Origin of the sequence: Streptomyces botrytidirepellens, from assembly GCF_003721215.1 — a bacterium.
GTDB classification, from domain to species: domain Bacteria; phylum Actinomycetota; class Actinomycetes; order Streptomycetales; family Streptomycetaceae; genus Streptomyces; species Streptomyces himastatinicus.
In genome coordinates, this window is sequence record NZ_RIBZ01000078.1 from 1 (window position 1) to 23,985 (window position 23,985).

Annotated in this window: 27 protein-coding genes, 1 tRNA gene and 3 pseudogenes; 14 read left to right on the plus strand and 17 right to left on the minus strand. The window is 66.9% G+C overall.

Going from position 1 to position 23,985, the window contains the following annotated elements:
• Nucleotides 1–240 precede the first annotated feature (240 nt).
• The 10 genes and pseudogenes from EEJ42_RS05615 to EEJ42_RS05660 form a co-directional block, all read right to left on the minus strand.
• Nucleotides 241–328: transfer RNA gene (locus EEJ42_RS05615), tRNA-Pro, on the minus strand.
• Nucleotides 329–737: 409 nt separating this feature from the next.
• Nucleotides 738–1,376 (minus strand): SMI1/KNR4 family protein, encoded by a 639-nt coding sequence (locus tag EEJ42_RS05620; RefSeq protein ID WP_123098883.1) that lies wholly within the window; start codon nt 1,374–1,376, stop codon nt 738–740.
• A 246-nt stretch (nt 1,377–1,622) separates the two neighbouring features.
• Nucleotides 1,623–2,198 (minus strand): transposase, encoded by a 576-nt coding sequence (locus tag EEJ42_RS05625; protein ID WP_123098884.1) that lies wholly within the window; start codon nt 2,196–2,198, stop codon nt 1,623–1,625.
• A gap of 40 nt (nt 2,199–2,238) precedes the next feature.
• Nucleotides 2,239–2,628, minus strand: a pseudogene (locus EEJ42_RS54525) (helix-turn-helix domain-containing protein); the annotation flags it as partial.
• A 334-nt stretch (nt 2,629–2,962) separates the two neighbouring features.
• Nucleotides 2,963–3,403: a hypothetical protein gene (locus EEJ42_RS05635; RefSeq protein ID WP_123098913.1), complete on the minus strand. Its 441-nt coding sequence runs from the start codon at nt 3,401–3,403 to the stop codon at nt 2,963–2,965.
• Between the two features lie 61 nt (nt 3,404–3,464).
• A complete protein-coding gene (locus EEJ42_RS05640; protein ID WP_123098885.1) occupies nt 3,465–4,055 on the minus strand; it encodes a hypothetical protein in 591 nt (196 codons plus the stop codon).
• Nucleotides 4,056–4,442: 387 nt separating this feature from the next.
• Nucleotides 4,443–4,748 (minus strand): hypothetical protein, encoded by a 306-nt coding sequence (locus tag EEJ42_RS05645; RefSeq protein ID WP_246096111.1) that lies wholly within the window; start codon nt 4,746–4,748, stop codon nt 4,443–4,445.
• A 374-nt stretch (nt 4,749–5,122) separates the two neighbouring features.
• Nucleotides 5,123–5,572: an NAD-binding protein gene (locus tag EEJ42_RS05650; protein WP_246096113.1), complete on the minus strand. Its 450-nt coding sequence runs from the start codon at nt 5,570–5,572 to the stop codon at nt 5,123–5,125.
• Between the two features lie 134 nt (nt 5,573–5,706).
• On the minus strand, nt 5,707–6,240 hold the full coding sequence (locus tag EEJ42_RS05655; RefSeq protein ID WP_123098888.1) for a hypothetical protein: 534 nt from the start codon (nt 6,238–6,240) through the stop codon (nt 5,707–5,709).
• Between the two features lie 136 nt (nt 6,241–6,376).
• Nucleotides 6,377–6,781, minus strand: a complete 405-nt coding sequence (locus EEJ42_RS05660; protein WP_123098889.1) for a type II toxin-antitoxin system PemK/MazF family toxin — start codon at nt 6,779–6,781, stop codon at nt 6,377–6,379.
• A 160-nt stretch (nt 6,782–6,941) separates the two neighbouring features.
• Here EEJ42_RS05660 and EEJ42_RS05665 point away from each other — a divergent pair.
• The 3 genes and pseudogenes from EEJ42_RS05665 to EEJ42_RS05670 all read left to right on the plus strand — a co-directional run.
• Nucleotides 6,942–7,931, plus strand: a pseudogene (locus tag EEJ42_RS05665) (IS701 family transposase); the annotation flags it as partial.
• A 15-nt stretch (nt 7,932–7,946) separates the two neighbouring features.
• Complete coding sequence (locus EEJ42_RS54530) at nt 7,947–8,168, plus strand: hypothetical protein (protein ID WP_425472850.1); 222 nt, start codon at nt 7,947–7,949, stop codon at nt 8,166–8,168.
• Nucleotides 8,169–8,302: 134 nt separating this feature from the next.
• Nucleotides 8,303–8,764: a pyridoxamine 5'-phosphate oxidase family protein gene (locus EEJ42_RS05670; RefSeq protein WP_123098890.1), complete on the plus strand. Its 462-nt coding sequence runs from the start codon at nt 8,303–8,305 to the stop codon at nt 8,762–8,764.
• A gap of 158 nt (nt 8,765–8,922) precedes the next feature.
• On the opposite strand, the gene EEJ42_RS05675 is transcribed toward EEJ42_RS05670, so the two are convergent.
• Complete coding sequence (locus tag EEJ42_RS05675; RefSeq protein WP_148081860.1) at nt 8,923–9,138, minus strand: hypothetical protein; 216 nt, start codon at nt 9,136–9,138, stop codon at nt 8,923–8,925.
• 280 nt (nt 9,139–9,418) lie between these two features.
• On the opposite strand from EEJ42_RS05675, the gene EEJ42_RS52540 reads away from it, so the two are divergent.
• A complete protein-coding gene (locus EEJ42_RS52540; RefSeq protein ID WP_246096114.1) occupies nt 9,419–9,787 on the plus strand; it encodes a hypothetical protein in 369 nt (122 codons plus the stop codon).
• Between the two features lie 38 nt (nt 9,788–9,825).
• Here EEJ42_RS52540 and EEJ42_RS52545 read toward each other — a convergent pair whose 3' ends face one another.
• Entirely contained in the window at nt 9,826–10,749 is a 924-nt protein-coding gene (locus tag EEJ42_RS52545) for a hypothetical protein (protein ID WP_246096116.1), read from the minus strand.
• A 362-nt stretch (nt 10,750–11,111) separates the two neighbouring features.
• Here EEJ42_RS52545 and EEJ42_RS05690 point away from each other — a divergent pair, with 362 nt between their 5' ends.
• The 3 genes from EEJ42_RS05690 to EEJ42_RS50185 all read left to right on the plus strand — a co-directional run bounded on the left by EEJ42_RS05690 (nt 11,112) and on the right by EEJ42_RS50185 (nt 13,356).
• The gene (locus EEJ42_RS05690; RefSeq protein WP_246096118.1) at nt 11,112–12,386 is read left to right on the plus strand and encodes a tyrosine-type recombinase/integrase; all 1,275 of its coding nucleotides are present in this window, start codon (nt 11,112–11,114) and stop codon (nt 12,384–12,386) included.
• A 347-nt stretch (nt 12,387–12,733) separates the two neighbouring features.
• Nucleotides 12,734–13,003, plus strand: coding sequence for a hypothetical protein (locus EEJ42_RS05695; RefSeq protein ID WP_055558216.1), 270 nt, complete (start codon nt 12,734–12,736; stop codon nt 13,001–13,003).
• Nucleotides 13,000–13,356, plus strand: a complete 357-nt coding sequence (locus EEJ42_RS50185; protein ID WP_148081861.1) for a hypothetical protein — start codon at nt 13,000–13,002, stop codon at nt 13,354–13,356. The genes EEJ42_RS05695 and EEJ42_RS50185 overlap by 4 nt, the downstream gene beginning before the upstream one ends.
• Nucleotides 13,357–13,480: 124 nt before the next feature.
• On the opposite strand, the gene EEJ42_RS05705 is transcribed toward EEJ42_RS50185, so the two are convergent.
• Entirely contained in the window at nt 13,481–15,313 is a 1,833-nt protein-coding gene (locus EEJ42_RS05705; protein WP_148081862.1) for a serine hydrolase domain-containing protein, read from the minus strand.
• A gap of 207 nt (nt 15,314–15,520) precedes the next feature.
• Nucleotides 15,521–16,417: a LysR family transcriptional regulator gene (locus EEJ42_RS05710; protein WP_123098894.1), complete on the minus strand. Its 897-nt coding sequence runs from the start codon at nt 16,415–16,417 to the stop codon at nt 15,521–15,523.
• Nucleotides 16,418–16,612: 195 nt separating this feature from the next.
• Between EEJ42_RS05710 and EEJ42_RS05715 the strand changes: the two genes are divergently transcribed.
• From EEJ42_RS05715 to EEJ42_RS05725, 3 genes are all read left to right on the plus strand, one after another.
• Nucleotides 16,613–17,491 (plus strand): carbon-nitrogen hydrolase family protein, encoded by an 879-nt coding sequence (locus EEJ42_RS05715; RefSeq protein WP_123098895.1) that lies wholly within the window; start codon nt 16,613–16,615, stop codon nt 17,489–17,491.
• Nucleotides 17,488–18,858, plus strand: coding sequence for an APC family permease (locus tag EEJ42_RS05720; RefSeq protein WP_123098896.1), 1,371 nt, complete (start codon nt 17,488–17,490; stop codon nt 18,856–18,858). The genes EEJ42_RS05715 and EEJ42_RS05720 overlap by 4 nt, the downstream gene beginning before the upstream one ends.
• Nucleotides 18,859–19,033: 175 nt before the next feature.
• Nucleotides 19,034–19,243, plus strand: a complete 210-nt coding sequence (locus EEJ42_RS05725) for a hypothetical protein (RefSeq protein ID WP_246096120.1) — start codon at nt 19,034–19,036, stop codon at nt 19,241–19,243.
• On the opposite strand, the gene EEJ42_RS05730 is transcribed toward EEJ42_RS05725, so the two are convergent.
• Nucleotides 19,240–20,262 carry an SDR family oxidoreductase gene (locus EEJ42_RS05730; RefSeq protein WP_123098897.1) on the minus strand — a complete coding sequence of 341 codons (1,023 nt, stop codon included), beginning with the start codon at nt 20,260–20,262 and terminating at the stop codon, nt 19,240–19,242. The two genes, EEJ42_RS05725 and EEJ42_RS05730, sit on opposite strands and share 4 nt — an antisense overlap.
• A 78-nt stretch (nt 20,263–20,340) precedes the next feature.
• Here EEJ42_RS05730 and EEJ42_RS05735 point away from each other — a divergent pair, with 78 nt between their 5' ends.
• Together EEJ42_RS05735 and EEJ42_RS05740 are read left to right on the plus strand one after the other, a co-directional pair.
• Nucleotides 20,341–20,799 (plus strand): winged helix-turn-helix transcriptional regulator, encoded by a 459-nt coding sequence (locus tag EEJ42_RS05735; protein ID WP_055553556.1) that lies wholly within the window; start codon nt 20,341–20,343, stop codon nt 20,797–20,799.
• Between the two features lie 559 nt (nt 20,800–21,358).
• Nucleotides 21,359–21,838 carry a winged helix-turn-helix transcriptional regulator gene (locus EEJ42_RS05740; RefSeq protein WP_055553554.1) on the plus strand — a complete coding sequence of 160 codons (480 nt, stop codon included), beginning with the start codon at nt 21,359–21,361 and terminating at the stop codon, nt 21,836–21,838.
• Here the strand turns inward: EEJ42_RS05740 and EEJ42_RS52555 are convergent.
• Both EEJ42_RS52555 and EEJ42_RS52560 read right to left on the minus strand, forming a co-directional pair.
• On the minus strand, nt 21,821–22,117 hold the full coding sequence (locus EEJ42_RS52555) for a hypothetical protein (RefSeq protein ID WP_234357061.1): 297 nt from the start codon (nt 22,115–22,117) through the stop codon (nt 21,821–21,823). The two genes, EEJ42_RS05740 and EEJ42_RS52555, sit on opposite strands and share 18 nt — an antisense overlap.
• Nucleotides 22,118–22,125: 8 nt before the next feature.
• Entirely contained in the window at nt 22,126–22,296 is a 171-nt protein-coding gene (locus tag EEJ42_RS52560; RefSeq protein WP_234357060.1) for a recombinase family protein, read from the minus strand.
• A 222-nt stretch (nt 22,297–22,518) separates the two neighbouring features.
• On the opposite strand from EEJ42_RS52560, the gene EEJ42_RS05750 reads away from it, so the two are divergent.
• Both EEJ42_RS05750 and EEJ42_RS05755 read left to right on the plus strand, forming a co-directional pair.
• The gene (locus tag EEJ42_RS05750; RefSeq protein ID WP_123098898.1) at nt 22,519–23,163 is read left to right on the plus strand and encodes a LysE family translocator; all 645 of its coding nucleotides are present in this window, start codon (nt 22,519–22,521) and stop codon (nt 23,161–23,163) included.
• 123 nt (nt 23,164–23,286) lie between these two features.
• A pseudogene (locus tag EEJ42_RS05755) lies at nt 23,287–23,766 on the plus strand (transposase); the annotation flags it as partial.
• Nucleotides 23,767–23,985 lie beyond the last annotated feature (219 nt).

Here is a 23,985-nt window from a genome sequence, read left to right on the forward strand (position 1 = left end):
AAGCCGCGCTGCCAACCACTCCCCCACAGCTCATACCGGCCCCGCGACCACACTGCGACCACATCCCGAAACGGCACAACCAGCTGACCATCATCAGGCGGCCCACAGAAGCCGCGAGTTACAGCAGCCCAGCCCCGAAGCGCTCGGGCGCATGCGACCACCTTGCGACCACAAGCCGACAAAACGTCAGAAAGGTCGTTCCCTCACTTTGAGGAAACGACCTCCGACCTGCGAAAACGCTGGTCGGGACGACAGGATTTGAACCTGCGACCCCTTGACCCCCAGTCAAGTGCGAACGCCGAATTCCCCGGAATTACGACGCTTTCCGCAGGTGAAATACGTGCGGTAACGCCTGAGTTGTGCGGGGTCGCGCACACCGTGTGGTCCCCAAATGGTCCCCACGACAGTGCCTCCATAAGCCAGCTTCGCCGTCACTTCCATCATGCACCGCTTGGCAACATTTGACAAAAGTCCACCCGAGAGAGGAATGTGCGGGCGCACCCCGGGCCGTGGCGACGAGTAGCCGTGCGCCGCCTGAGGTGCAGGGACGGATATTCAAGCCCCGCAAGATTGCGCGGTCGGCCCAGTCCAGGGGTGGCCTCGGGGCACTGCCGCGCAGCACAGCATTCGCGTGGCGTAGCACGAACCGCTCGACGTCCCTGGGAGTGAAAGAGCGGCTGCCCCGTACTCTCCGACCTGCGCTTCTCATCCGCCGCCGCCCGTCTGGAGGCTGTCCTTCAGCCTGTGGAGCCGTGCTCCGGGTGCGCCGGCGTCCACGGAGCGCCGTCACCTGGCAACGGCCCCCACACGAGCGCGCCCCGGTGGATGCCGGGTGTGGCCTCGGCCATCAACGGGCCGGTGCCTTGGGTGAGGGCTTCGGCCACGGTGTCCAAGAACTCGCTGAGGGATCCGTGCCCGGGGGAGGTGAGCGGTGCCGACGGCGGCTCACCGCCGTCCTGGCTGAAGGTGGCGAGGCGGCCTTCGGCGTCGATTGCCAGGCCGCCCCACGGAGGCAGGGAGTAGTCGGTGACGGCGAAAGGAACCCAGGAACCCCAGAACTGATCGGTGTTCCCTCCGCTACCCCGGACGTGCACGATCTCCTCAAGCGGCAGCAGATGGTGCTGGGCGAGAAACAGGCCCGGATCATACTCGTCGGGGTCGCGGTCAAGGGCTGAGACATCGACCGTTCCGTCGCACACCAAAAGCAGCGTCACCAGGTCGGCGGGAAGACCCATCCCCAACTCGACCTCCGCGGATCGAACGTCTGCCACGGCAGCGCCCGGCCGTAAGGTGGCGTGCGAGGCAGGCGCGTGCACCGCCAGCCAGTGAGCGATGGCGGTCCAGGCGGGCCGAACGTCACTCATGGTGTCCTCCATGTTCACCCGCGTGTACCGGACTGACCTCGATCAGCTCGGCCCTTGCGCGGATCGCGTTGCGGTTGCGGGAGATTGCGGATGCGGCAGGGGATCACCTGCTGGTCCTTCTCTGCTTCCAGGACTTGGCCAAGCCGGGACTGTGGTGTCACCGCCGGGTCTTCGCTGCGTGGGAGCTAGGAGAAAAAGCTACTGCCCGGCACCTGCCCCCAACAGGCATGCCTGGCAATTAGCCTACTGAGGTTTTCGTTAGTTCTGTGGTGAGTGGTTATGAATTGTCAGTCCCGTGTGAGTGATGAAGGACCATGGGAGTTGTTTGTCGGAGCAGACCCGGCGGATGCCGCGTTCGGTGGCATCGGCGACGTCGGCGAGGTGGTCGCCGGTGAGATTGGCCAGCTCACGTGTTTTGATCGCCGACCACAGCAGTTCCACCGGGTTCAACTCAGGTGCATAGGCGGGCAGCCGTTCCAGCGTCAGCCAGTCCTCTCCGGCCACCCACGCTCGCATGTCCCGGCTCCAGTGCGCGGACAGCCCGTCCCACACCAGCACTACCGGCTCACCCGCATAGAACGCTTTGACCTGCTGCAGCACGTCGATTAACGCCATGGTGTCGTAGCTGCCCGGCTTGAGGTAGAAACACAGCCGCGGACCACGGCCGGCGTCGGCGGCGTGGTATCCCAGAGCGGCGGCCATCGAGGCGCGTTTCCAGTTCAGCCGGTGCCGCAACGTCGGGGTCCGGCCACGGGGCGCGTAGGTCCGGCGCACCTGGGGCAGCAGCGACACACCCGACTCGTCGAAGAACACGATCCAGGCACGTTTCTTCACCGCCCCCTTTTATGCGTGGCCACTCATGGGCGACCCATCGGGCGATCTCGGACTCGTCCCGCTCGACCGCCCGGCGCTGGGGACGCTGCAGACTCCACCCCAGCCGCCCGGTCAGCAGCCGCCACACCGATGCTCGCGCCAGCTTCACCCCGGTCACCCGCTCAACCACCAGCCCGACCCGCTCCAAGGCCCATAAATCGGCCTCGAACCCATGCGCCTGGGCACCCTGCTCCAACGCGGCCCGCACCACCTCGACCTGGGCGTCATCAAGCTTGGACGGCCGCCCCCTGGCCGGAGATCGCCGCAGCGCTGAAGCCCCGCCCTGTTCCCACTGGCGCTTCCACCGCCGCACACTCTCGGGACAGACCCCCAGCATTCTCGCGATCTGCACATGGGGACGTCCCTGCTCGAACAACTCCACCGCCCGCATGCGTCGGGCCTCGGCCAACTGCGGTCGCGTCAGCGGCGGAGCGGAGACTGCGGAAACAACGGACTGAGACTCGGAAGGCACACCAAGATACTCACACCGCACAGCGCCCTACACCCACAGAACTAACGAAAACCTCAGTAATATCCATACCGTGATACACGTGGGCCTGTGCGAGCGGACCCTGGAGTCACGCGGGATCTCCGCGAGTTCCTACGTCGCGTCGGCGTCTCCGAGGACGTGCGGCTGGATGACCGAAAGCTGATCGAGTGGCGTGGCTGCGAGCCCGGCGTGTAGTGATCGCCGTCCATCGGCTCGAAGGGGTGGCTGCCTCGCCTCATCTTTCAGGGATCTGGAGTTCGGGCGGGTCTCGCAGCTCGATGTCGTTCAGGTCGATCCCGTGGGACTCCGCGATGTCATTCATCAGTTCAAGCCGGAACAGCATCGGCAGCTCGGTGTCGATGAAGGCGCCTAGCCACTCGCCGGTCTTGCGGTTGTAGGCGAGCATGCGAGTTGCCGCGTTACTCTGCCACACGCCAGCTCGGTCAACGGTGAAGCCTGACCCATGGGCGGCTGCACGCGTACGGGCTTCGCATTCGGCGACGAACTCCGATGAGGGCTGTCCGGCCCCCGTGTGGAAGAACGCAGCGATCGCGTTCGGCTCGAAGTTGTCCTGCTGGGCGGTGATGCCTGCTTGCTGTATAGCGCTAAGGGCCCGGTCGAAGTCTTCCGCAGGGCCGTAGAGGGTCACGCAGACTGCTCCGCGTACGTCGTCCATCACCAGAGGCTATCCGGGTGATGGCGGGCCGGGCCATGGGGCCGGCCCGCCGCTTATTGCCTTAATCCTTCGCGGGCACAGTCCACTCAGCGATCATCTCGCTGGCGCCGCCCGGCGCGTACATCGCCTTCTCGGGCCGCTGGTCGCTCGGCACCGGGAACACGGTCTTCCCCCGGACGCAGTCCCCGGCGCGGACCTCGGTCTCGATGGGGAACTCCGGCTTCGGGAAGTCGTCCCACGTCGACGAGGACGCCTCGACGCGAGCGCCGTCCTTGTACGCCAGGGTCATGTCGGTGTTCGTGACCAGGAGCTTGCCCTTGTCGGTGCAGACCTTCACCTCCAGGGCGCCCCACACATAGCCTTTCTCGCCGGTCTCTTCCGCGGCCGACCCGACGCTGCTGATCGGCTGTTCGTAGCCGAGGACGGTGGTGGTGCCGGTGAGGCTGCCCGCGTCGTTGCCCCAGTCCATCGGGGTGCCGAACGAGTAGGGCTCGTCGGTCTCGGGCGATGTTTCGGCGGTGGACTCGGATGCTGTCGGCTTGGCCGCGCTGGGGCTGGTCTTGGTCTTGGCGTTGGTGTCGTCGCTGCTTCCGCATGCGGTGAGCATGGCTGCGGCGAGCAGCACGGTGACAGTGGTGGTACGGACGTGCATGAATCCCCCCAAGGATGGTGTAGGGGTGCATCATGCGGCCTGGTGGGGGTGGCGCGCGAGGGGCGTGATGGAACGGTGATCGGGGCAGACGCCCGGGCCCGCCCGACCTGTGGGCCCGGGCTCCTGAGACGATGCCCACGCCCTGCTGGCGTGGTCCCGACCGCCTCGACGCTGAGATGTTCAACCCGCTCGACGGCCGACGCGGGCGGCCGCGGGAAACGGCACGAGGCAGCTTGTGGGAACGGGGTGGTCTAAAACTTTCGAACCCGTAGGTCTACCGAGCCCTACTTGATGAGGCTCCAGCGCCTTCTCCTGGCTACGGCACGGCAAAGGCCCTACCACGACGGGCGGGGCATGCAGGGCCTTGTCCCAGCGTGGCAGGCGACGCTACTTTCCGAAGGTGACCCGCTCGCTGTCCAGCAGCGCCGTGTGCGTCGCCGCGGTGATAATGAACAAGATCAGCACGAGACCCGCGACCGGGTGGTCGCCGTCACCCAGGGCCACGGCGACCCCGAGCACAACCAGCTCCACGGCGATGTAGACCGCCGGTACCACGGGCTTCACGACACCTTTGACCGCGGCAGCGACGAGAGGAACGGCGCCCGCGAGTCCGAGGCTCACAATGGGGAGAAGGGTCCACAGGACCTGCGCGGCTCTGGTGTTGAACATCTTCGGCCGGCCGACGGGCGGCATGGGGCCCGTGAGGTAGGGACTCGGGCCCGGCTGGTACGGGTTACTCATGGCTTCTCCCCCAAGATTGTGGTGATGGGCATTTCACCGCATGTGAATAGCTGTGGGTAGGGGTGTGACGGCTCTGATACCTGGCGTTCGAGCTACCAGTCACGCTCCTGGGTCTTCCTGGGGGCGGCGAGTAGTGCCCGCCGCGGGATGACTGATGTCGTGGCGCACTTCGGATCGGGCTTCGGCTGAGGCTTCATGTCGACCGAGTACGCCGCGCAACAAGGAGCCCCATCTCGGGCTGCACCCGCCGTTCCCGCGTCCGGCAGTGTTCGACACGTGTCAGGGGCGGGTCGTGCCCAAGCCCCATCCGCGCACGGTGCTGAAGGTCAGCGGGATAGGGCGATGTCCATGTGTGAGCATCCCTGGCGTGCCGCGAGTGGCCAGGGCGCGAAGCCGTCTGCGGGCAATTCTACGAACGTGCGGTGCTGGTGTTCGATGACGCCGGTAGCCGGGATGTCCATCAGCCGGGCCAGTATGTGGGCGGCGGACAGGCTGGTGACGTCGCGGATGGTGCCCAGGGGTAGCAGAGAGCGGGTTTCGGCGATCGCTTCGTGCTCGCCGGCTCGCAAGACGACCCGTGTCCCGGGTGACACTCCCTGAGCGGCGATGGCCACGGCGATGTTGTCGAGGTCGTCGGAGCCGACGGCGGCCAGAGCCCGGGCATGGTGGAGGTGCAGCTTTTCGAGGATGGCACGGTCACCGCCGTGGCCAGTCAGCACGGTTATACCCAGAGACCTGGCGATGCGGACGTTGTGCGCGTTGGGATCTCGCTCCACGCCGAAGCTTCCGTGTGACCTGATACACCAGTGAGACGATCACCTGCTCATGGTCCCAACGAGCCCTCAGATCCCACCAGACCGCCTACGACCTGCAGCGACGCATTTCTGAACGGCACACGATGCAAAGTCTCCTATACGGCCCGACCGGCGTAGATCTCCCGCACGCGACCCGAAAGGGCTACATAAGTTTCGTCGAAACCAGCCGCGACCGCCCACACCTCATCTTCATCAGCCTCGCCTGTGGTGTACAGGTCTATCGTCTCCTTGGCAGATTCCCAGGTGACGTAGACGTACCGGCGTACTTCGTCAGACAGGATGAACCCAACTTGCTGCCGGACAGCGGCAGCAGCGCCCTTATAGGCGTCTACAGGCGCATCGGGGAAGTCCGGCTCGACATCAGATTGGGTCTGCAGCCTCTGGTACGCCTTCAGCTCGCGGCATGCTTCAATGAACAAATTCTCCAGAGAGGAGAGCAGTTCATTGACATCGACGAGATGACTTAGCTCGAACTCTTCACGTCGCTTCCGAATCTCGTCAGCGTCTTGCGCTACCTTATCGCGCTGCTGCCAGCGTCGATTTAGCAACGCGGCGAACTGCGTCGCCAGGCCACCCAGAAAGAACGCGGCTACTGGCCAGACGGCCAGCCACCCCTCACCCGTCTTCATCGCGGCAGTTTAATACTCCAGCTGTAGATCGTGATCTCGATGGTGAGGGGCGCCGAGGAGACAGGTGGTCAGTGTCGATCATCTGGACGAGATCGACCACGCCACCGAGGGTGTCCGTTCCTTCTCGCCTACCCGACTACTCAAGTCCACCGAGACGGAGGGCGTCCCTTAATTCGCTGAGCTTCGCGGTCGTCGCCGGGGTCCGCTCCTTCGCCTGTCCAGCGAGTCGGAGGGCATCCTCAATCTCGTTGAGTTTCGCGTAGGGCAGGGCGCCCGCCTGCTCGATCAAGTCGTCCCGGGACACGGTGGTCAGCCACGTGCAAGGGGTAAAGCCCGGACACGGGAACGCGAACCGCAGCACGCCTTCAAAGGGCAGCCCTTCCATGGCGCCTACTGCCACTTCGACGCCCAGACCGCTGATGTCGACGCCCGCCGGAGCCACGACCTGCATCACCCGGATCCCGGACGCGTCGCCTTCCGACAGCAGTACGACCGGCCGCCGCTCGTCGAACTCGACCCACCAGACTTCGCCACGTTGCACATGTCCTCCTGACACAGGACGGCGACGCTGCGCGACCCTGACGCGCTGTGGAGACGGGTGCGGCCACGTTGATCATCGGTGTGTGAAGACAAACGATCACGCGGTGGCCGCAGGTCACAGCGTAGACCCTGCCCGCTGGCAGGAGGCGTTCGATGGCCTGATGAGCCGGATAGCCGGGCGGTTCGCGCGGATCGAACCCCGCCTCCGGGCCAAGCGCTTGGTGCTGGGCCTGCTGTCGGATATGCCGCGCAAGAACTGCTGGACGATCGCAGAGTGGGCCGGGAAGGCCACCCCACACGGCATGCAGCATCTGCTGTGCAGGGCCGCCTGGGATGCCGAGGCCGTCCGCGACGACGTGCGCGAATACGTCGTCGAGCACCTCCACGACGAGGCCGCAGTGCTGGTCGTCGACGAGACCGGCAACGTGAAGAAGGGCACACGCACCGTCGGGGTCCAGCGCCAATACACCGGCACCGCCGGGCGAATCGAGAACTCTCAGGTCGCCGTCTACCTCGACTACGCCAGCGAGCGCGGGCACGCGGCGGTGGACCGAGAGCTGTACATCCCGCGCTCCTGGACCTGCGATCCGGACCGCTGCCGGGCCGCGGGGCTCGGCGAGGGCACCGTCTTCGCGACCAAGCCGGAACTGGCCCGGGTGATGATCGAACGGTTCCTGGACGCTGGACACCGCGTCGGCTGGGTCACGGGTGACGAGGTCTACGGTGGCAACCCCAAACTGCGATCCGCGCTGGAAAAACGCGGCATCGGCTGCGTCCTCGCAGTGGCCTGCTCAGCCCAAATGACCACCGGCGCCAGCACGTTCCGCGCCGATGCGCTGGTGAAGAAGGTGCCGAAGCGGGCCTGGCAGAAGCTCTCGGCCGGACGCGGCGCGAAGGGACAGCGGTTCTACGACTGGGCCGTCATCGACCTCGCCGAGGCGGCACCGGGCCACCACCAATTGCTGATCCGCCGCAACCGCACCACCGGTGAACTCGCCTATTACCGCTGTCACTCCACCACGTCGGCATCCCTCGCCACCCTGGTCAAGGTCGCAGGTTCCAGATGGCGGGTGGAGGAAACCTTCCAAAGTGAGAAGGGGCTGGTCGGACTGGATGAGCACCAGGTCCGCCGCTACCCCTCCTGGGCCCGCTGAGTCACCCTCGCGATGCTGGCCCATGCCTTCCTCGCCGTCGTCCGCGCCGACGAACACGCACACTGCCCCACGCCGGCCAACCTGATCCCGCTGACCTGTAACGAGATCCAGCGCCTGTTCATCAGTGTTGTTGTCCGGCCCGCCCACGGCCCGGCCCACCGGCTCAGCTGGTCCGCCTGGCGACGCAGCCACCAGGCGCGATCACGAGCCAGCCACTACCGGAGACAAGCGTGATTGAGCACTGCAGCTGGCCATCCTGAGCACCGAAGTTGGTCGCCCCGAGCCAAAAGCTGAGGGGTTCATCGGTCGTTGGGAGTAGGTCCCGCGCCTCAGGCGCGCTCCGCGCCTGCTGGCTAGGGTCGGTCCTCATGGAGACCACGGGAATCGTTCGTCGCCAGACGGCGGAGCGTATGCGCGACGCTCTGGAGCGGCTCGTTACCGAGCAGGATGTATGGGTGTCGACGGCTCACCCTGATCACGGGCCGCACCAGGTGCCGCTGTGGTTCTTGTGGGATGGACGAGCGGTGTGGATGTGTACCAGCGCCACTTCCGTGACTGCGCGGAACGTCCGCAAAGAGCCGCGCGTGCGTCTGGCGCTACCGGACACCTTCGACGTGGTGCTCCTCCAGTGTGAGGCGGAGTGCTTCCCGGACCAGGAGGTGCCCGAAGGCGCAGCGGAGGCGCTCGCCGACAAGTTCGGGTGGGATCCGCGCGTGGAGGAGGGTTCCTTTCTGTATGTACGCGTGGTCCCAAGGACTGTGCGCGCTTGGCGCGGCGAGCCGGAACTACGCGGGAGAGTCATCATGCGCGACGGAATGTGGCTGGAATAACGGCCGTCCCTCGCCGACGGGCCTCTCTCGGATCACGATCTACAGCTGGAGTATTAAAGGCTTGGCGCTTGTCGACTCCCTATCGACGATATGAGCGCGCGTCTCCCGAGTTGACCGCGGCGCACCCTCAGGTGATCAAGCTGGTGATTGCGACACCCCTACCCCCCGTGGGAGGTGTCCGGCTTGTCGAGGGAGGTCTGCGCGGGTGTGGCGACGTCGACTGTGACGTCCTTGATCCTGCCGCTGAAGGCGACGGTGGCCTTGACCTTCTCGGTGCCGTCGGCGCCGGAGCGCATGGCATCCTGGACGAAGGCGGCGAGCTCGTTGAGCGTCATGGTCTTGTCGGTGGCGGTGTGCTTGATCTGCTTGGCCATGCTCGCCATTGTCTCCGTCCTCGTCGTGCTCGTGTGGCACCCCGTTGTGCTTCGGCACTACGCCATCGAGTGCCTCACGCAGGTTGTACCCGGCGCTTTCCGCTAGACGAAGCCCACGATCACCATCCACCGCCTGCTGGATCAGCGCCGCCGCAGTTCGGAGGCAGCCGACCACCTTGTCACCGCGCTCTGATAGCTCATCGACGATTCGCTCAACGACCTCAGGCGGCAATTCGGGCAGGGGCTGGTCGTCAGTCGCACCGGAAGTCACACTCCCATTGTGAACCAACTCGGCCGCGCGTCCATGGCGTACAAGGTGCTGCGACCGGGAACGATCAAGGGAGCAGTGATCGGCCTCGCGCCGGCTGATGCAATGACACTTCTGAATCGGTGCGGGGCCCGCGACCGCGTGCTCCGCCGATGCCGTCATCTCCGTCGGCTGCCGCTTCACCGACTGGTCAGCTGCGCCAAGGGCGTCAGCTTCTCGATTCCGCCCGCGAAGCTCATCCACATCGGCATCGACCCGCACGAGATCGGCAAGAACTACCCCGCGGAAGTGGGCATCGTCGCCGACGCGCAGCGAGCCGTGGCCGCGATCGTGGGCCATGGCGTGCCTACGGGGCGACGCCACGGATCCGGCGAGGCGTAGGAAAGTAGCCCGCAGATGTGAGGCAACGGTGGCGCCGATCATGGTCCGGGCTTGAACATGTCGGCAATCGGCAGGTACCGGTGCCACCGCCTCCCGAACAGCACCAGTAGCATCAGTACCGCCACCGCGACGATCACAGCTCCTGAAGCCACGTCGGGCAGATCCAGCAAGGAGACAGCGACTGCTCCGCCAGCGATCGTCACCACGGTGACGCCCACGAGGATCGGCTCACGGTCACGTACGGGTTCGAAGTCCGCGACAGACCCGACCGGCAGCAGGGTCGCGACTTTGCTGCGCGTGTACTGCTCCGCGATTGTCGCGACCAGCCCCGCCACCTCTTCCAGGGCGTGCTGCGGACAATCGCCGTGCAACCCCGCTTCAGCGGTGCGGAGCTTGGCGACCACCTGTCCGGCGTGGCGCCGCAGATCTGCGTTCGGAGGGGAGAAGGACCGCACCGACCCACACCTGCGGTAAGCAGCCAGCACTTCACCCCCCAGGCTCCGGAGGGCCATCGACACCTCAACCAGAGCCTCGCGCCGACGGTCTCCCCCGCGCCTGTGGGCCTCAGCGCACCTCTCGATCACATAGGCACAGAGCCAGGCGAGGCGATTGCGGCGTGTCGCACGTGCCGAGTCCATCGTTTGACCAGCGATCACCGTCAGAACCATCCCGACGGCGAGGAAGACCAAGGTGACTCGGCCACGGAGTAGCTCTTCCTGCCAGAAACTCACTGCCTCGAAGCTGAGGAACAGCCACGCGATCAGCACCCAGGCTTGCAAGTTGATGAACCAGCCGCACTGCGCAGCATCATGTTTACGCAAGGCCACACGGACTCCGAGCGGTATCGGCCACCAGTCGTATCCGAGGCGATCGAGCGCGGCGCGCAGATCGTCCGCCTGCTTGTCCACCCGGCGTCGGGCGCGAGTACGTCGTGCTCGACGAATCCCATTGATCACGATCATGGCAGGTGAGGATGCCACACGGCACCGACAACCGGCCGGTATCCGCGTCAGTTCGTGACGTGCGCGTCTCCCGGCCTGGGCTGGGCTTCAGGCAGATGACCGTCCTATGCCTCGCCCAAATTTCGAGCCCGGCCATCGCCGAGTTGCTCAGCACCAGGGTCGAGCCGCTTGGCACACTATTTTTCTACCGCGCCCGGAAGATTTCCGCACTTGTCGGAAAAGTAAAGGGATCACCGCTGGTCAGGCAGCAGATCGGGGCCATTGTGGTCGGATTGTGGTCGTAAGGAATTTCCATTTCTCCTTAGCTGCGATTCACAATGAAAATGCCCAACGATTCCATGTCGCCGTGGAAGGTGATCGTTATGCGCGCCCACGAGACCGTGGGGCGCGTCTACCGGCGCTGCGGCTGCCGCGACGAGCAGCGCCGCCAGCTTGGCGCCCACTGCCCCCAGCTGATGTCCGATCCCGCTCACGGGACGTGGACCTTCGCTGTCGATCTTCCCGCCACCGAGCCCGGTGGGCACAACCGCACGGTGCGCCGGGGTGGCTTCCCCACCGAGGACGAGGCCCGTACCGCGCTGCACCGCTACCGTGCCGGCCGCCGGATCGGCGTCAGTGCCGATCCGAACCAGACCGTCGCCGACTACCTGGTCCAGTGGCTCGCGGCCAAGCGGCTGCGGCTCAAGGCCACCACATGGGTCCGCTACCGCGACTACGTCCACGACGATCTGATTCCGGCCCTCGGTCCGGTCCGCCTGGACGAGCTCGCCTACGAGCACATCCACCACTTCGTACTGGCTCAGCTCGCCGCCGGCCGGGGACGTCCCACCGTGTGGCACATCCTCGCCACCCTCTCCAGCGCGATCGGCGACGCCGTCCGCCAGCACCGACTCCCCACCAACGTCGTCCGGCCCACTGTGATCCCCCGCCCGGCCTCCGGCGAGCGCACCATCTGGACCCCGGCCCAGGCGGTCCGCTTCTTGCACCACTGCCGAACCAGCGATCCGGCCTTCGCCGACCTGATCGAGTTCCTCATCGGCACCGGCCTCCGCAAAGGTGAAGCCCTCGGCCTGCGCTGGGACGACGTTCACCTCGGCGCACGCACCGTCTACGTGCGCTGGACCCTCTCGACGATCGACAACAACAAGCTCGTCCTGACCCGCCCGAAGACCCGCAAGAGCAGCGACTGGGTGGCCCTGTCACCCCGCATCCACGCCATCCTCACCCGCCGCAGAATCCAGTGCTACGCACCCGGCGAACAGGGAGGCGGGTTCGTCTTCCATCGCGAAGACGGGCGGCCGCTGCACCCGGAGTACGTCCTCAACCACTTCCATTACCTCGCCCGCCAGGCAGGCGTTCCACGCACCAGCGTCCACGACCTGCGCCACCTCGCCGCAACGCTGGCGCTGACCCACGGCGTCGAGCTGACCATCGTGTCGAAAACCCTGCGCCACTCCACGATCTCCACCACGGCCAACATCTACGGGCACCTCACCAAGCCCGCGGCCCGCCAAGCAGTCGACGCCATCGCCAAGCAGCTCGACCGCGAGGAAAAGCGCTACGACCACAAAACGACCACCAACCCGCCCGCCCCGCGAAGCCAGCCTCACAGCGACCAGTACGCACAAGCAGCATGAGACAAAGTCAGGGGGAGAAACGTGCCCGTACCCGATCTACGACCACCCAACGACCACCAACGGAAAAGGCCGCCCCCGCCTTCCGGCGGAAACGGCCTCCGACCTGCAATAACACCGTCGGGACGACAGGATTTGAACCTGCGACCCCTTGACCCCCAGCCGCGCGACAACTCTCCGCGACGAGTCGTATCACTCTGTAGCAAGAGTGCTCGGGGTCGTACACCGCCGTACGGAGCAAGAGGACACCGCTCCCTGCGCCCCTCCCGAGCAGGCCCATCCTGCTGCCACACTCCGATATTCTGGCTCCTGTCGATTCCGGTGCCCGAAAGCGCTAGGGAGGATGAGCCGTGAGGCCGGCCACCACCGCAAAGCTCCGCGCCAATGCCACGACCATTCGCCAGCTCGGACGTCGGCATGGCCTGCACTCCTTCGCCTTGAGCACCGAGCCCGGGGAACTTGTCGCCACCCTGGACGCCGACCGCTCCTACTTCGACATCACCAGCTTCGAATCAGACCTGTCCAGCATCCTCGGCGCCCTCGTGGAAGTCGTCCCACGCGGCCCCGGAGTGGAAGTCGAAGAAACTGAACCTCTGAACGATCTGCGCGGGGCGGCGTGACCAATACACGCACGGACCGGGAGAACCGGGAGCTGCTACGCCTGACCGACGCAATGGCAGCACTCGACCAAGCGCGCTCAATCCTCCGCGACGGAACACCCAAGCCAGGGAATGAGCGCCTCCTCGCCCTGGCCTACTGCATGCTCACCTTCGGCGAAATGCTCAAACAGGCATCTCACGGCACCGTGACACAGGCATACAGCGGTCCCATCGCACTGCGCGACAAACTCGCTCACGTGCCGCACCGCAAGCTCAACGCCGAAGTACTCTTCGTCTCCGTCGAACAAGCCACAGCCGAGATCCTCCCCCTGATACAAGCCCGCATCCAGGACCTCAGCAACACCAGCGACTGAGAGAACCACGACCTCACGGTTAGCATTCAGCCGTGGGTCCCCCGTGGGCAGCGTGACGCCGCGCCTGCCAAAGCCACATGACCTGCATGGATGAGGTTTTCGGCAAGGACACGTTCGATAGGGTCTACCTCGCAGTAACTGCCGCGCCGGGCATGGGCGCTAGCTTGTCGGCTTCGGCGACGGCGGCGTTCCAACTGAACTCGTTATTGTCGCTGAAGTAGTAGTAGGTGGCGCCGTTCGGCATCATCGCGACGGTGATGCCGCCGTATCCCGACATGAATGGTACGTAGAAGGGGCTGGTGTAGGCGGGGTTGTCGGCGGAGGTGAACTCGGCGCCCCAAAAGCCGTTCTGGTACTTCATGGGCTTGGTGCCGGTGGTGGTCATGCCCCGGGCCTCCGGTGTGCGTTGCATGGTGGCCGCGAGCAGTGTCGGGTCGAGTATCTGCGTGCCGTTGACGGCGCCGTGGTCGTTGTTGAGGAATTTCGCGAACCGGGCGACGGAGTCCTGCGTCCAGAACATGCCGTAGCCGCCGAAGGGTGCCCCGCCGGGGCTGTTGTCGGTGCGGGAGGAGGCGAGGGAGTCGGGCCCGACGCCGATGGGTTCGAGCACGTCGTCGCGGAGCATGTCGAAGATGTCGGCGTCCGAACCGGCCTTGTCCTGCAGGTAGTTGTTCATCGCGCGGGTGGCGAGGAAGGTGTCCGAGGTGTGGTAGACCCACTTGCTGCCGGGGCTGGCCTTACGCGGGAAGGACAGGGCGGGTCGCATCTTGTCGGCGTAGGGCTCGGCTGCGAAGAAGTCCGCCATGGTGCTGCCCGATTCGTCGGTCTCGTAGCCGGGCGAGGTGTAGTTCCCGGTGGCCATGTCGAGGGTGTGGTCGAGGGTGACGCCGCTCCAGGCAGTGTTGCCGGCGGTCTCGGGGATTCGGTCGGAGAGCTTCTCCTGGGCCACGGCCGGGCCGTAGCGCTGCGCCAGACGCAGCATGGCTGTTCCCGCGAACGCCGACTTCGCGGTCGAGTACGAAGGCAGCAGCATCTGGCCGCAGAACGGGTACTCCCCTTGCCGGGTCCGGCAGTTGCCCACGTAGTGGACTCCGCCGAAGTAGAAGCCGAAGGTGCTCAGCGCGGACGGCGTGATGCCGGAGCCGAACTTCGCCACGTCCACCCCACTGTCCGGGTAGTCGGTGGCCAGCGCCGAGATGGGCTTGGTCGGGAGCCGGTCCCCGATCTCGGAGGCGTACGCGTCGCGCAGGTTCTCGGCGCCGTCGACGGGGCCGGGCCGGTAGTCGGCCGGTACCTGGCCCCACATGTCGAACTGGAAGTACTCGCAGGTCTCCGTGGTGATCTGGTAGTGGACTTCGGAGATCGATGTGGCGTCGAAGAGGAACGTCAGGGCGCCGTTGTGCACGCAGTTGGCGTTGCGCTCGACGAGCGCGAACGGCAGTGAGGCGCGCGTGCGTTGGCCGTCGCCGTCCTCGTTCCACGCGCGGCCGGGTCCCACTGCCAGGTTCCACGCCTGGTTCCCCGTGTACTGCAACCCGCGCTTCGCCGGGACGAGGTGGCTGCCGTTCTGCACGAGCGCGATGTCGACCGGTGGCAGGTGCCGGGTTGTCGCCGTGTCTCCGTATCCGTGCGGGTCCTTCAGTGCGCGGAAACCGCCGGCGGTGGAGAGGCCGTCGAGGGTGAGGGTGCCTTCGAAGCTGTGGGTGGGTGGCGCTGCTTGCGCCGGCAGGGCGAAGGCGCTGTCGGGCACGGTGTCCTCGGCGGTACCCCCGGCGAGTTGGCCGGCGGTGAGTTCGGTCCGGTTCACCGCCCCGCTTCCGGTGAGCGGATCACCCGGTATGGGTGCGGTTGCGGCGGGCGCCGCCATCGTCGGTGGCGGGACGGCGAACAGCCCCGCGAGCATGGCGGCGACGGCAGCGGCACGGCGTAGCCGTCGGGTATGGAACGGTCTCGGCATGGTCGGAGGTCCTCTCGGGCTGGCAGCTGATGCGGGATATCGCCGCATGGTGAGGTGCGCCGGGGCCGCCGTCCAATGCCTGCCCGATCTGGTCAGGCTGCCCGCCAGGCATACCTCCAGCTCTCGGGGGCCTGTCGGCCGTCGGGCGGCAGAGCGATCACGCTTCGCGTCGTGGTGAGGGCCGTGGTCTGTAGTCGTCGCTGCAGTTCATAGAAGGGCTGCGACCTGTGGCCCGTACCGCTCGACACAAAAGCGTGACAACCCGGCCGCGAATGCCTCGATGCTGCGCAGCGCATAGTGGCCGGCGTCCCACGCCGCGTGCAGGTGGATCTGCAGCGGTTCGCCCGTGCTGTCGAGGATCAGCAGCGGGTGCAGGTCGAAGCGGGGATCGTCGGAGACCACCGCGACACCATGGCCCGAAGCCGCCATGGCCTGTGCGACGTGCGGGGTGTCGCATTCGAGCACGATGTCGTACGAGGCGTCCGCATCCTGCACGGCATGGTCCAGGATGCGGCGGGTGCCGTGCGCCGGGGTGAGGACGATGAGGGGCTCCGCGGCAAGTTCCCTGATGGTGACGCGGTCCCGGTCCGCCCAGGCATGGTCGGCACGGACGTAGGCCCACAGCGGCAGGCGGGCCACCGGGAGCCCGGCGAAACGGCGCCTCGGAGGTGCCGAGGAGATGGCTACATCGGCGCCCCTCGCAAGGGCCTGGTACGCACGTGCCGGACTCTCCGCCTGCACGGTGACGAGCGGATCCTCCGGCCCCCAGGTGGCCAGGAACGGCGCGATCACGTCGGTGATGGTGGTGGGCGGCGCCGCCACGGTGATCCGCATGGCACGACCGGCAGCCAGCGCACCGACTGCGGCCTCGGCGGCATCCGCGCGGGCGACCAGGTCGCGGGCCAGGGGAAGGAAGCGCTGGCCGGCCGCCGTCAGGACCATCTGCTTGCCGCTGCGGTCGAAGAGCGTCATCCCCAAGGCCGCTTCCAGGCCGCGCAGTTGACGCGACAGCGAGGGCTGGGCGACGCGGACCACCTCAGCAGCCTTGGTGACGGAACCGGTCTCCACGATGGTCAGGAAGTAGCGCAGCACTCGGAGTTCCATGGCGGTGGCCCCTCGGGAGACGGTGGAGGCATGACACCTTCATGCCTCAAAGGCATGATAATCAGCCCTGCCAAGTATTTGAAGCTATGGCTGACTGGCTGCATTCTTGTCCCACCGGAATTTTCGGTTATCGGCGCCCGAATTTCCGTCGACTTCTCCTCGTACAAATAATCCTTTCGATTGGCTGGTTCCCGCATGGCCCGCCCCCTGCCCCTGATCCTCGCCCAGGCGCCCGGCCGCCCGGCCGACGACCTCGCAGGCTTTGCCACCGACGTGGAGCGGCGCGTGAAACTGCGCGCACCCGGCGCCCTCGTCGTCTACCCCGAACTGCACCTCGGCGAGAGCGCCCCCGGCGTCCCCGCCGCCCCGGAGAAGGGGGCCGAGCCGCTCGACGGCAAACGCGATGCCGCCTTCGCCGAGCTCGCGGGGGATCTGGGCATCTGGCTGGTACCCGGCAGCGTCTACGAGCGAGGCACCGGCGACCGCGTCCACAACACGACACCGGTCTATTCACCACGGGGTGAGCGCCTCGCCGCGTACCGCAAGATCTGCCCGTGGCGCCCGTACGAGACGACCACACCCGGCAACCGGTTCGAGGTCGTCGACCTCGCCGGGGTCGGCCGCATCGGACTGTCCATCTGCTATGACACCTGGTTCCCGGAGATCTCCCGCCATCTGGCCTGGATGGGCGCAGAGCTGATCGTCAACGTGGTCCGCACGTCGACGAGCGACCGCGCGCAGGAAGTCGTCCTCAGCCGCGCCAACGCCATCACCAATCAGGTCTTCGTCGCCAGCGTCAATTCCGCTGCCCCATCCGGGATCGGCCGCAGCCTCGTCATCGATCCGCAGGGCACGGTGCGCGCCGAAACCGTCGATGCCGGCGACTCCACCCTCACCGACGTGATCGACCTCGACGAGGTCAGCAACGTCCGCCGCTACGGCACCGCCGGTCTCAACCGGATCTGGGACCAGTTCCGCCCCGGCGACCCAGCCCTCGAGCTCCCGCTGTACGGCGGCCGCATCGACCCCGCCACCTGGAACGCCGCCCACACCACCGAGGAGCCACCACGATGAACAGCGAGACAACCGGGAACACCATGAGACTGAAGGGCGACCTGAGCCTCCTCTCCGTCGTCCTGTTCGGCCTGGCCTACATCTCCCCCGGCATCGTCGTCACGATCTTCGGCGTGGTCGCCGCCACCAGCGGCGGCGTGGCCCCGACCGCGTTCGCCGTCGCCACCCTCGCGATGCTGCTCACCGGGCTGAGTTACGCGAGGATGGCGCGCGCCGTGCCCGGCTCGGGGTCGGTCTACACCTACGCCCGCAAGATGCTCGACAGCCGCATCGGTTTCCTGTCCGGCTGGGCGATGCTGCTCGACTACTTCTTCATCCCGATGGTCGGCTGGCTGATCACGGCGATCTACTTCAACGCCCAGTTCCCTGACATACCCAAGTGGGTCTGGCTGATCGTCTCGGTGGGCATCACCACCGGCATCAACGTCTTCGGCATGAAGCTCGCGGACCGCGTCAACAAGGTCCTGATGTTCATCGCTCTGGGGTCGCTGGTCCTCTTCGCCACCCTGTGTGTCGTCTTCCTCGGCAAGCACGGCTCCTCCGCCCCCGCCACGGACGCCCTGTGGAACTCCGGTACTTCGATCGGCGCGGTCACTGCGGCCGCCGCCATCGCCGCGTACTCCTTCCTCGGCTTCGACGCCGTCTCCACGCTCGGTGAGGAGGCCAGGGGCGGGGCAAAGACGATCGGCCGAGGCATCATCGGCTGCGTCATCGCCGCCGGAGCGATCTTCATCGTGCTGTCCTTCGTGATGCAACTGGTCCACCCCGGCGCGAAGTTCGCCGACGTCGACGCGGCCGCCTACCACCTGAAGGTCCAGGTCGGCGGCGAGACGTACGCCGAGATCATCAACTTCGTCACCATCGCCGGATCCATCGCCTCCTGCATCGCCCTGCAAGCCTCCGCCGCTCGCCTCATGTACGTCATGGGACGCGACGGCGCACTGCCCAAGGCCGTCTTCGGCAACCTGTCGAAGAAGACCGGCACGCCCGTCTTGAACCTGCTGCTGACAGCGGCCGCCGGTGTCATCGCCATGAAACTCGACCTGACCACAGCCACCTCGTTCATCAACTTCGGCGCCTTCCTCGGCTTCGTCCTGGTGAACGTCTGCGTGATCGCCCACCTGGTCCGAGAGCGCAGACACGGCCGCACCCCCAACCTCTTCTCGTACCTGGTGATGCCGGCCGTCGGCGCCGGCGTTTCCCTCTACCTGCTCACGAGGCTCGGTGACGTCGCACTCCAGATCGGCGGCGTCTGGCTGGCGATCGGCGTCGTCTACCTGGCTGCCATGACCAAGGGCTTCCGCCGGCCCGCACCGGAGATGACCTTCGACGACGACACCGAGGCCAAGGACAAAGTCACCGCGTAGCTCCCCTCCCTCGCCCGGGCTCGTCGTGCGGTATCGCGACGCCGTCACCGGCCGGGTGAGGCGCGGCCGTACCTGTGCTTGCCGAGAATGTTCGCACCGCCGTCGCTGATCTTCTGCCCGAGCACGCGGCCGCCGACAAGGACGCCCCGGCTCCGGAGCGCCGGTCGTCCGCGACGTGCCGGGCAAGGTCGCCGACTTCCTCCGCGCCACCGAACTGGAGCCCGTCGAGCGCGGCGCGCTCGACCAGGGCGTCACCGTACGGTGCGGCCAGGGCTACACCCTGCGCATCAGCACCACGCCGGAGGTCCACCGCCAACCCCTCGCCCGCTGCCGGCCCCTCGACGGCACCCAGGGCGCCCCGACCGTCCCCGGACAGCACACCTAGGCCGGGCGGGAGAAGCCCTCAGGCGGTGCGCCCTCGACGAACAGCATGGCCACCCGGGCCTTGTCCTTTCGTATCTCCCGGGCCCGCCGGTACTCGGCGGAGTCGTACCACTCCCGGATCCGGTCCATGTCGGGAAACTCGATGACCACGAACCCGGAGGAGTCCCAGGTGCCTTCGACGGGCTCGGGCGTGGGTCCCCCGACCAGGTAATGGCCGCCGTGGTCGAGGATGGACTGCTGGGCCACGGCCGCGTAGGCCAGGCCGGCCTCCTCGTCGAGCACATCGAAGTTGACAATGACGTAAGCGGGCGTGACCTTCTCCGTCCCGAACTGCGGGTGGAGCGCGCCGATGCCTCCGGACAGACTCGCGAGCACGGTCTTGCTCGTCTCGTCGGCGATGATCTCAGGGGCGCCGGAAGCGACACCGTCGAGGGCGATGCGCGCGATGTCGGCAGGGTCGGCCTTCGGCGCGTCGAGGCCAGCGGTCATGTCGGTGTCCATGTACCCGACGTGCAGCGCCGAGACCCGGGTGCCCTGCGGGGCGAGTTCCTGGCGCAGCCCGCTCGTCATCGACCAGGAGGCCGACTTGGCGGCGCAGTAGGCACCGAAATCGGTGAAGTTGACCCAGGAGGCGACCGACAGGATGTTCAGCACCGCGCTGCTGTCGTGAGAGCCGAGCTGGGGGGCGAATGCCCGGGTGACCGCCAAGGTGCCGAGGTAGTGGGTGTCGATCTCCAGGCGGATGTCCGCCAGGTCGCCCGTCAGCAGCGATGCGTAGGTGGCCGAACCGGCGTTGTTGATCAGGATCGACACGTCGCCGGTCGCCTCTGCCGCGGCGGCGATGGAGGCGGGATCGGTCACGTCGAGGGCGATCGGCTTCACGCCGTCGAGGCCGACGGCTGCGGGATTGCGGGCGGCCGCGTAGACGGTCGCGCCGCGGTCGCGCAACTGCTTCGCCAGGTGACGTCCCAGGCCGCGGTTCGCCCCGGTGACCAGTGCCGTCTGTCCTTCGATCTGCATGGCGCAACTCCTGCTGGGTAGGTTTTTCCAATGTAGACCACCTGGGTTGGAAGAAGCAACTCAGGGTAGGGTTGCAGCATGGGCAAGATTCCGAATGACAGTTGCGCTATCGCCCGCAGCCTGGGCGTGCTGGGCGAGCGCTGGACGTTTCTGATCCTGCGCGAGGCCGTGGCGGGGTCGAGCCGGTTCTCGGAGTTCCGCAGCGGGCTCGGTGTGGCGCCGGATGTTCTCACCGCACGCCTGAACACGCTGGTCGAATACGGCGTGATGGAGAAGGTGCCCTATCGGGAGCCCAGGGAGCGGGCTCGCTTCTCGTACGTGCTCACGGATGCGGGCCGGGAGCTCCTCGTCGTCCTGCTCGGCCTGCAGCAATGGGGCGACAAGTACCTGCCGTGGCCGGACGGGCCGAGCATCCTGCGCCTGGTCGAGGGCACCGAACGACCGGTGCACGTCGGGTTCATCGACGACGACGGAAACGAAGTCGACGAAAGCTCCGTGGCACTGATGCCGACCGCCGCCTCCCCCGGCCGGAAGTAGCGCAGGTTCCAGTTCCAAGACGTGACCCTCGCAGGCTCCACGACCGGAGGCGAACGAACGCCGCCAGGCCTTGCGGCCCGCTCCGTGGAATCCGGAGCGGGCGGCCTTCGCCGGAGGCGCCGCGCCTGACGGCTGGCTGGCCGCGGTTCCCGCAGCGCCGTCCATGTCCGGCGTCCGCTGCGGACGCCCCCGGCTGCGCCTTACTGACCGGATCACTGGCTCGCCGGTCGTACTGGCCAGCCCGTCTCGCCGTTACATGCGCCAGGTCGGCGGCCGCGGCGTGCAATCGGCCCGGTCTGCGAGGGGGTGCACGGTTGTTTCTGCTTACCTGCCGCGTCCCTTTGCCTGTGTGGGATCTTGCGCGTGATGCACGCCGTCCACCCCGTGGCAGGACCTGCCCGAGTCGCCTGCTCCCGCCCGGCAGGCGTACGTGCCATCTGGTTAGTGATAGTAAACTCAGGTCGTGCGGGCTGCGGGGCGTATGTGGCCACCGGAACGAGTACCCGGCGTCGATGTGGAGGTGAGTTCTGTGCCGTCAGGAAGGCACGTGTCCGGCCCTATGGATGACGAGCCGGCCTGTTCCATGGAGCGGAGCCTGCAGATACTCGGCGAGCGGTGGACTCTGCTGGTGCTGCGTGAGGTCCTCTACGGCAGGCACCGGTTCGCTGAAATCCGGTCAGCTCTCGGCATCGCGTCGAACCTGCTCAGTGACCGACTCAAGGTTCTCGTCGACGCCGGAGTGCTGCGGACGCTGGCATACCAGGAGGCCGGTAGCAGGCACCGGCAGAGCTACCATCTGACGCCGGCCGGGCTCGAACTGCAGCCCGTCCTGGGTGCGCTGCAGCAGTGGGGGGACCGTCACCGTCCGCGGCCCGCAGGTCCCTCCGCTTCCCAGCGGACCCGCTCCACGGGTCGGGCCGTCCACGTGGGGTTTCTCGATGACGATGGTCGCGAGGTTCCCATGGAGGATGTGTCGCTGATGGCAGCACCTGACCCTCAGAACTCGTCCGGCCTCGGGGAACTACGGAACAGCCGTTAGCGCTAAGCGCTCCCGTGCCCCTGGAGGCGTGTCACCGTACGGGCTGTGACTTGGCCCGTGGCTCCGGACTTCCCCGGCCTGGAGGGCGGAGAAGTCGGCGTGTGCCTGGGCGACGGCTTCGGGGTATGCCTCGCGCTTGGCGTGCTCGGCGAGTGCCCGGTAGATGCTGGCCACCGAGGGGTTCTGGTCCTTGCGCTTGCCGGTGGGGATGATCAGGTCGGGCTGAATCTGCTCGACGGGCTCGCCGGCCGCGCGGCGGCGGAGCACGGTGTGGAGCATGTCGTAGGTTATGACGGGCGGCCGCCGTGCTTGCCCTTGCGGGCCGCGGTGTCGAGCCCTTCGGACGTGGACTCGCGGATGTCCTCCCGCTCGGTCTGCGCCATCGCCGCGAAGAATGCGAACAGCAGCTTTCCCGGGCCTGTGGGGTCGTAGATGCCGGGCAGGGGGCCGGCGAGCATCTCCAAGACTAGCCTCGCGCTTTCACGAGGTGACCTGTCCGAAGCTTGTTCGGATGAGTGAGGTGTGCCGCTGACCTGGGACGATGGGACTTGTCTAGGGTCCTGTTCGTCGTCGGGAAGGCTGCACTCCTCAGGTGTCTCGGCAGGTGGATGAGCCTGGAGTGGACGGTCCGCCATCTGTTTGTATGACCTCTGGACGGCAATCCAGGAGGTGGCGGACTTATGGTGTCCACGGAGAGTATTCTCGCGTTCGCGGCGATGTCGCTGCTGGTGATCGTGATTCCGGGGCCGAGCGTGCTGTTTGTGATCGGCAGAGCCCTCGCGCACGGCCGCCGCACGGCGCTCGCGACGGTCCTGGGCAACCTGGTCGGTTCGTACCTCCTGGTGATCGCTGTGGCGTGGGGCCTCGGCGCGCTGGTGGAGAGTTCGGCGACGGTGTTCATGGGTGTGAAGCTGGCCGGAGCGGCGTATCTCGTCTACCTCGGCGTGCAGGCGTTCCGGCACCGCAAGGAGATGCGCGCGGGGGACATGGAGGCCCCGGCGGGTGAGCGGCGCGGTGATCTGCGCACGATCCTGGACGGTATTTTCGTGGGCGTCACCAACCCGAAGGGCGTCGTCTTCTTCGCGGCGGTGCTGCCGCAGTTCGTGGATCACTCGGCGGGCCAAGTCCCCCTCCAGATGATGGTGTTGGGGCTGGTCCCGGTCGCCATAGGCATGATTACGGACACCCTGTGGGGCCTGGGCGCCTCGGCGGCCCGTTCCTGGTTCGCCCGCTCGGATCGCCGCCTTTCGATGGTCGGCGGGGCGGGCGGCTTCGCAATGATCGGCCTGGGCGTGACCGTGGCAGCGACAGGCCGCGCCGACTAGCCTCGGGCCCTCGCAGGGGCGAGCTGTCCGCACCCTGATCGAAAACGTAAGAAATGCTCCTGAGCTGCAACGATGAGACTTGCTGAGGGTCTTGTCCGTTGCTGGCTTAGGAGTATTTCTCGGGTGAAGAAGCGTACCGGGTCCTACCCACGTGTTCATGTCGAGGGCGGCGGCCGTGGAGTCGTCAGCCAGGCGGGCGGCGTACTGCTGGTGGAGACCGTCCGGAAAGCCGGACTGGATGGGGCGATATCGGCGGCGCTCTCGCCGTGGCGGCGTCCGCGGGCGGTGCACGATCCGGGCAAGATCCTGATGGATGTGGCGCTCGCCGTCGCGCTGGGCGGGGACTGCCTGGCCGATGTGGCCCTGTTGCGGGCCGAGTCGGCCGTGTTCGGGCCTGTGGCCTCGGACCCCACGGTCTCTCGTCTGGTCGGCAGGCTGGCGTCAGGCGGCAAGCGGGTCTTGGCTGCGCTCCGCATCGCCCGCGCCGAAGTGCGCGAACACGTCTGGCGATTGGCCGGGGATGCGGCGCCGGACGCGTGCGGGCAAGTGATCGTGGACATCGACGGCGTCCTGGTCTTGGCGCACTCGGAGAAGCAGGACGCTCGATGCCGTGCTTGTCGGGCGCGTCGACCTGCGACCGGAGTTCCTGGGTGAGCGTCGAGCAGCGGGCGTACCCGATGCGGATGTCCGCGCTCGGCAGGTCCGGGTCGATCGGCGCCGGCGGCGGAGTGCCCGGGCGCCATGGCCGACCCGGCCCCCGGTCCGCCGGGTCGGGATGCGCAGCGCCTTCTTCAGGCGGAGCACCCGGGTTCCCCCGGCCCT

Coding starts and splice junctions, on each gene's coding strand:
- EEJ42_RS05690 (WP_246096118.1), top strand. CDS start 11,112: ATGCGCGCCCACGAGACCGTGGGGCGCGTCTACCGGCGCTGCGGCTGC.
- EEJ42_RS05730 (WP_123098897.1), bottom strand. CDS start 20,262: ATGCAGATCGAAGGACAGACGGCACTGGTCACCGGGGCGAACCGCGGC.
- EEJ42_RS05710 (WP_123098894.1), bottom strand. CDS start 16,417: ATGGAACTCCGAGTGCTGCGCTACTTCCTGACCATCGTGGAGACCGGT.
- EEJ42_RS05645 (WP_246096111.1), bottom strand. CDS start 4,748: ATGCCGCCCGTCGGCCGGCCGAAGATGTTCAACACCAGAGCCGCGCAG.
- EEJ42_RS05675 (WP_148081860.1), bottom strand. CDS start 9,138: ATGGCCAAGCAGATCAAGCACACCGCCACCGACAAGACCATGACGCTC.
- EEJ42_RS52545 (WP_246096116.1), bottom strand. CDS start 10,749: ATGATCGTGATCAATGGGATTCGTCGAGCACGACGTACTCGCGCCCGA.
- EEJ42_RS05620 (WP_123098883.1), bottom strand. CDS start 1,376: ATGGAGGACACCATGAGTGACGTTCGGCCCGCCTGGACCGCCATCGCT.
- EEJ42_RS05720 (WP_123098896.1), top strand. CDS start 17,488: ATGAACAGCGAGACAACCGGGAACACCATGAGACTGAAGGGCGACCTG.
- EEJ42_RS05670 (WP_123098890.1), top strand. CDS start 8,303: ATGGAGACCACGGGAATCGTTCGTCGCCAGACGGCGGAGCGTATGCGC.
- EEJ42_RS05635 (WP_123098913.1), bottom strand. CDS start 3,403: ATGGACGACGTACGCGGAGCAGTCTGCGTGACCCTCTACGGCCCTGCG.
- EEJ42_RS05735 (WP_055553556.1), top strand. CDS start 20,341: ATGGGCAAGATTCCGAATGACAGTTGCGCTATCGCCCGCAGCCTGGGC.
- EEJ42_RS52560 (WP_234357060.1), bottom strand. CDS start 22,296: ATGCTCGCCGGCCCCCTGCCCGGCATCTACGACCCCACAGGCCCGGGA.
- EEJ42_RS05750 (WP_123098898.1), top strand. CDS start 22,519: ATGGTGTCCACGGAGAGTATTCTCGCGTTCGCGGCGATGTCGCTGCTG.
- EEJ42_RS05715 (WP_123098895.1), top strand. CDS start 16,613: ATGGCCCGCCCCCTGCCCCTGATCCTCGCCCAGGCGCCCGGCCGCCCG.
- EEJ42_RS05705 (WP_148081862.1), bottom strand. CDS start 15,313: ATGCCGAGACCGTTCCATACCCGACGGCTACGCCGTGCCGCTGCCGTC.
- EEJ42_RS52555 (WP_234357061.1), bottom strand. CDS start 22,117: ATGCTCCACACCGTGCTCCGCCGCCGCGCGGCCGGCGAGCCCGTCGAG.
- EEJ42_RS05740 (WP_055553554.1), top strand. CDS start 21,359: ATGGATGACGAGCCGGCCTGTTCCATGGAGCGGAGCCTGCAGATACTC.
- EEJ42_RS05640 (WP_123098885.1), bottom strand. CDS start 4,055: ATGCACGTCCGTACCACCACTGTCACCGTGCTGCTCGCCGCAGCCATG.
- EEJ42_RS05655 (WP_123098888.1), bottom strand. CDS start 6,240: ATGAAGACGGGTGAGGGGTGGCTGGCCGTCTGGCCAGTAGCCGCGTTC.
- EEJ42_RS54530 (WP_425472850.1), top strand. CDS start 7,947: ATGCTGGCCCATGCCTTCCTCGCCGTCGTCCGCGCCGACGAACACGCA.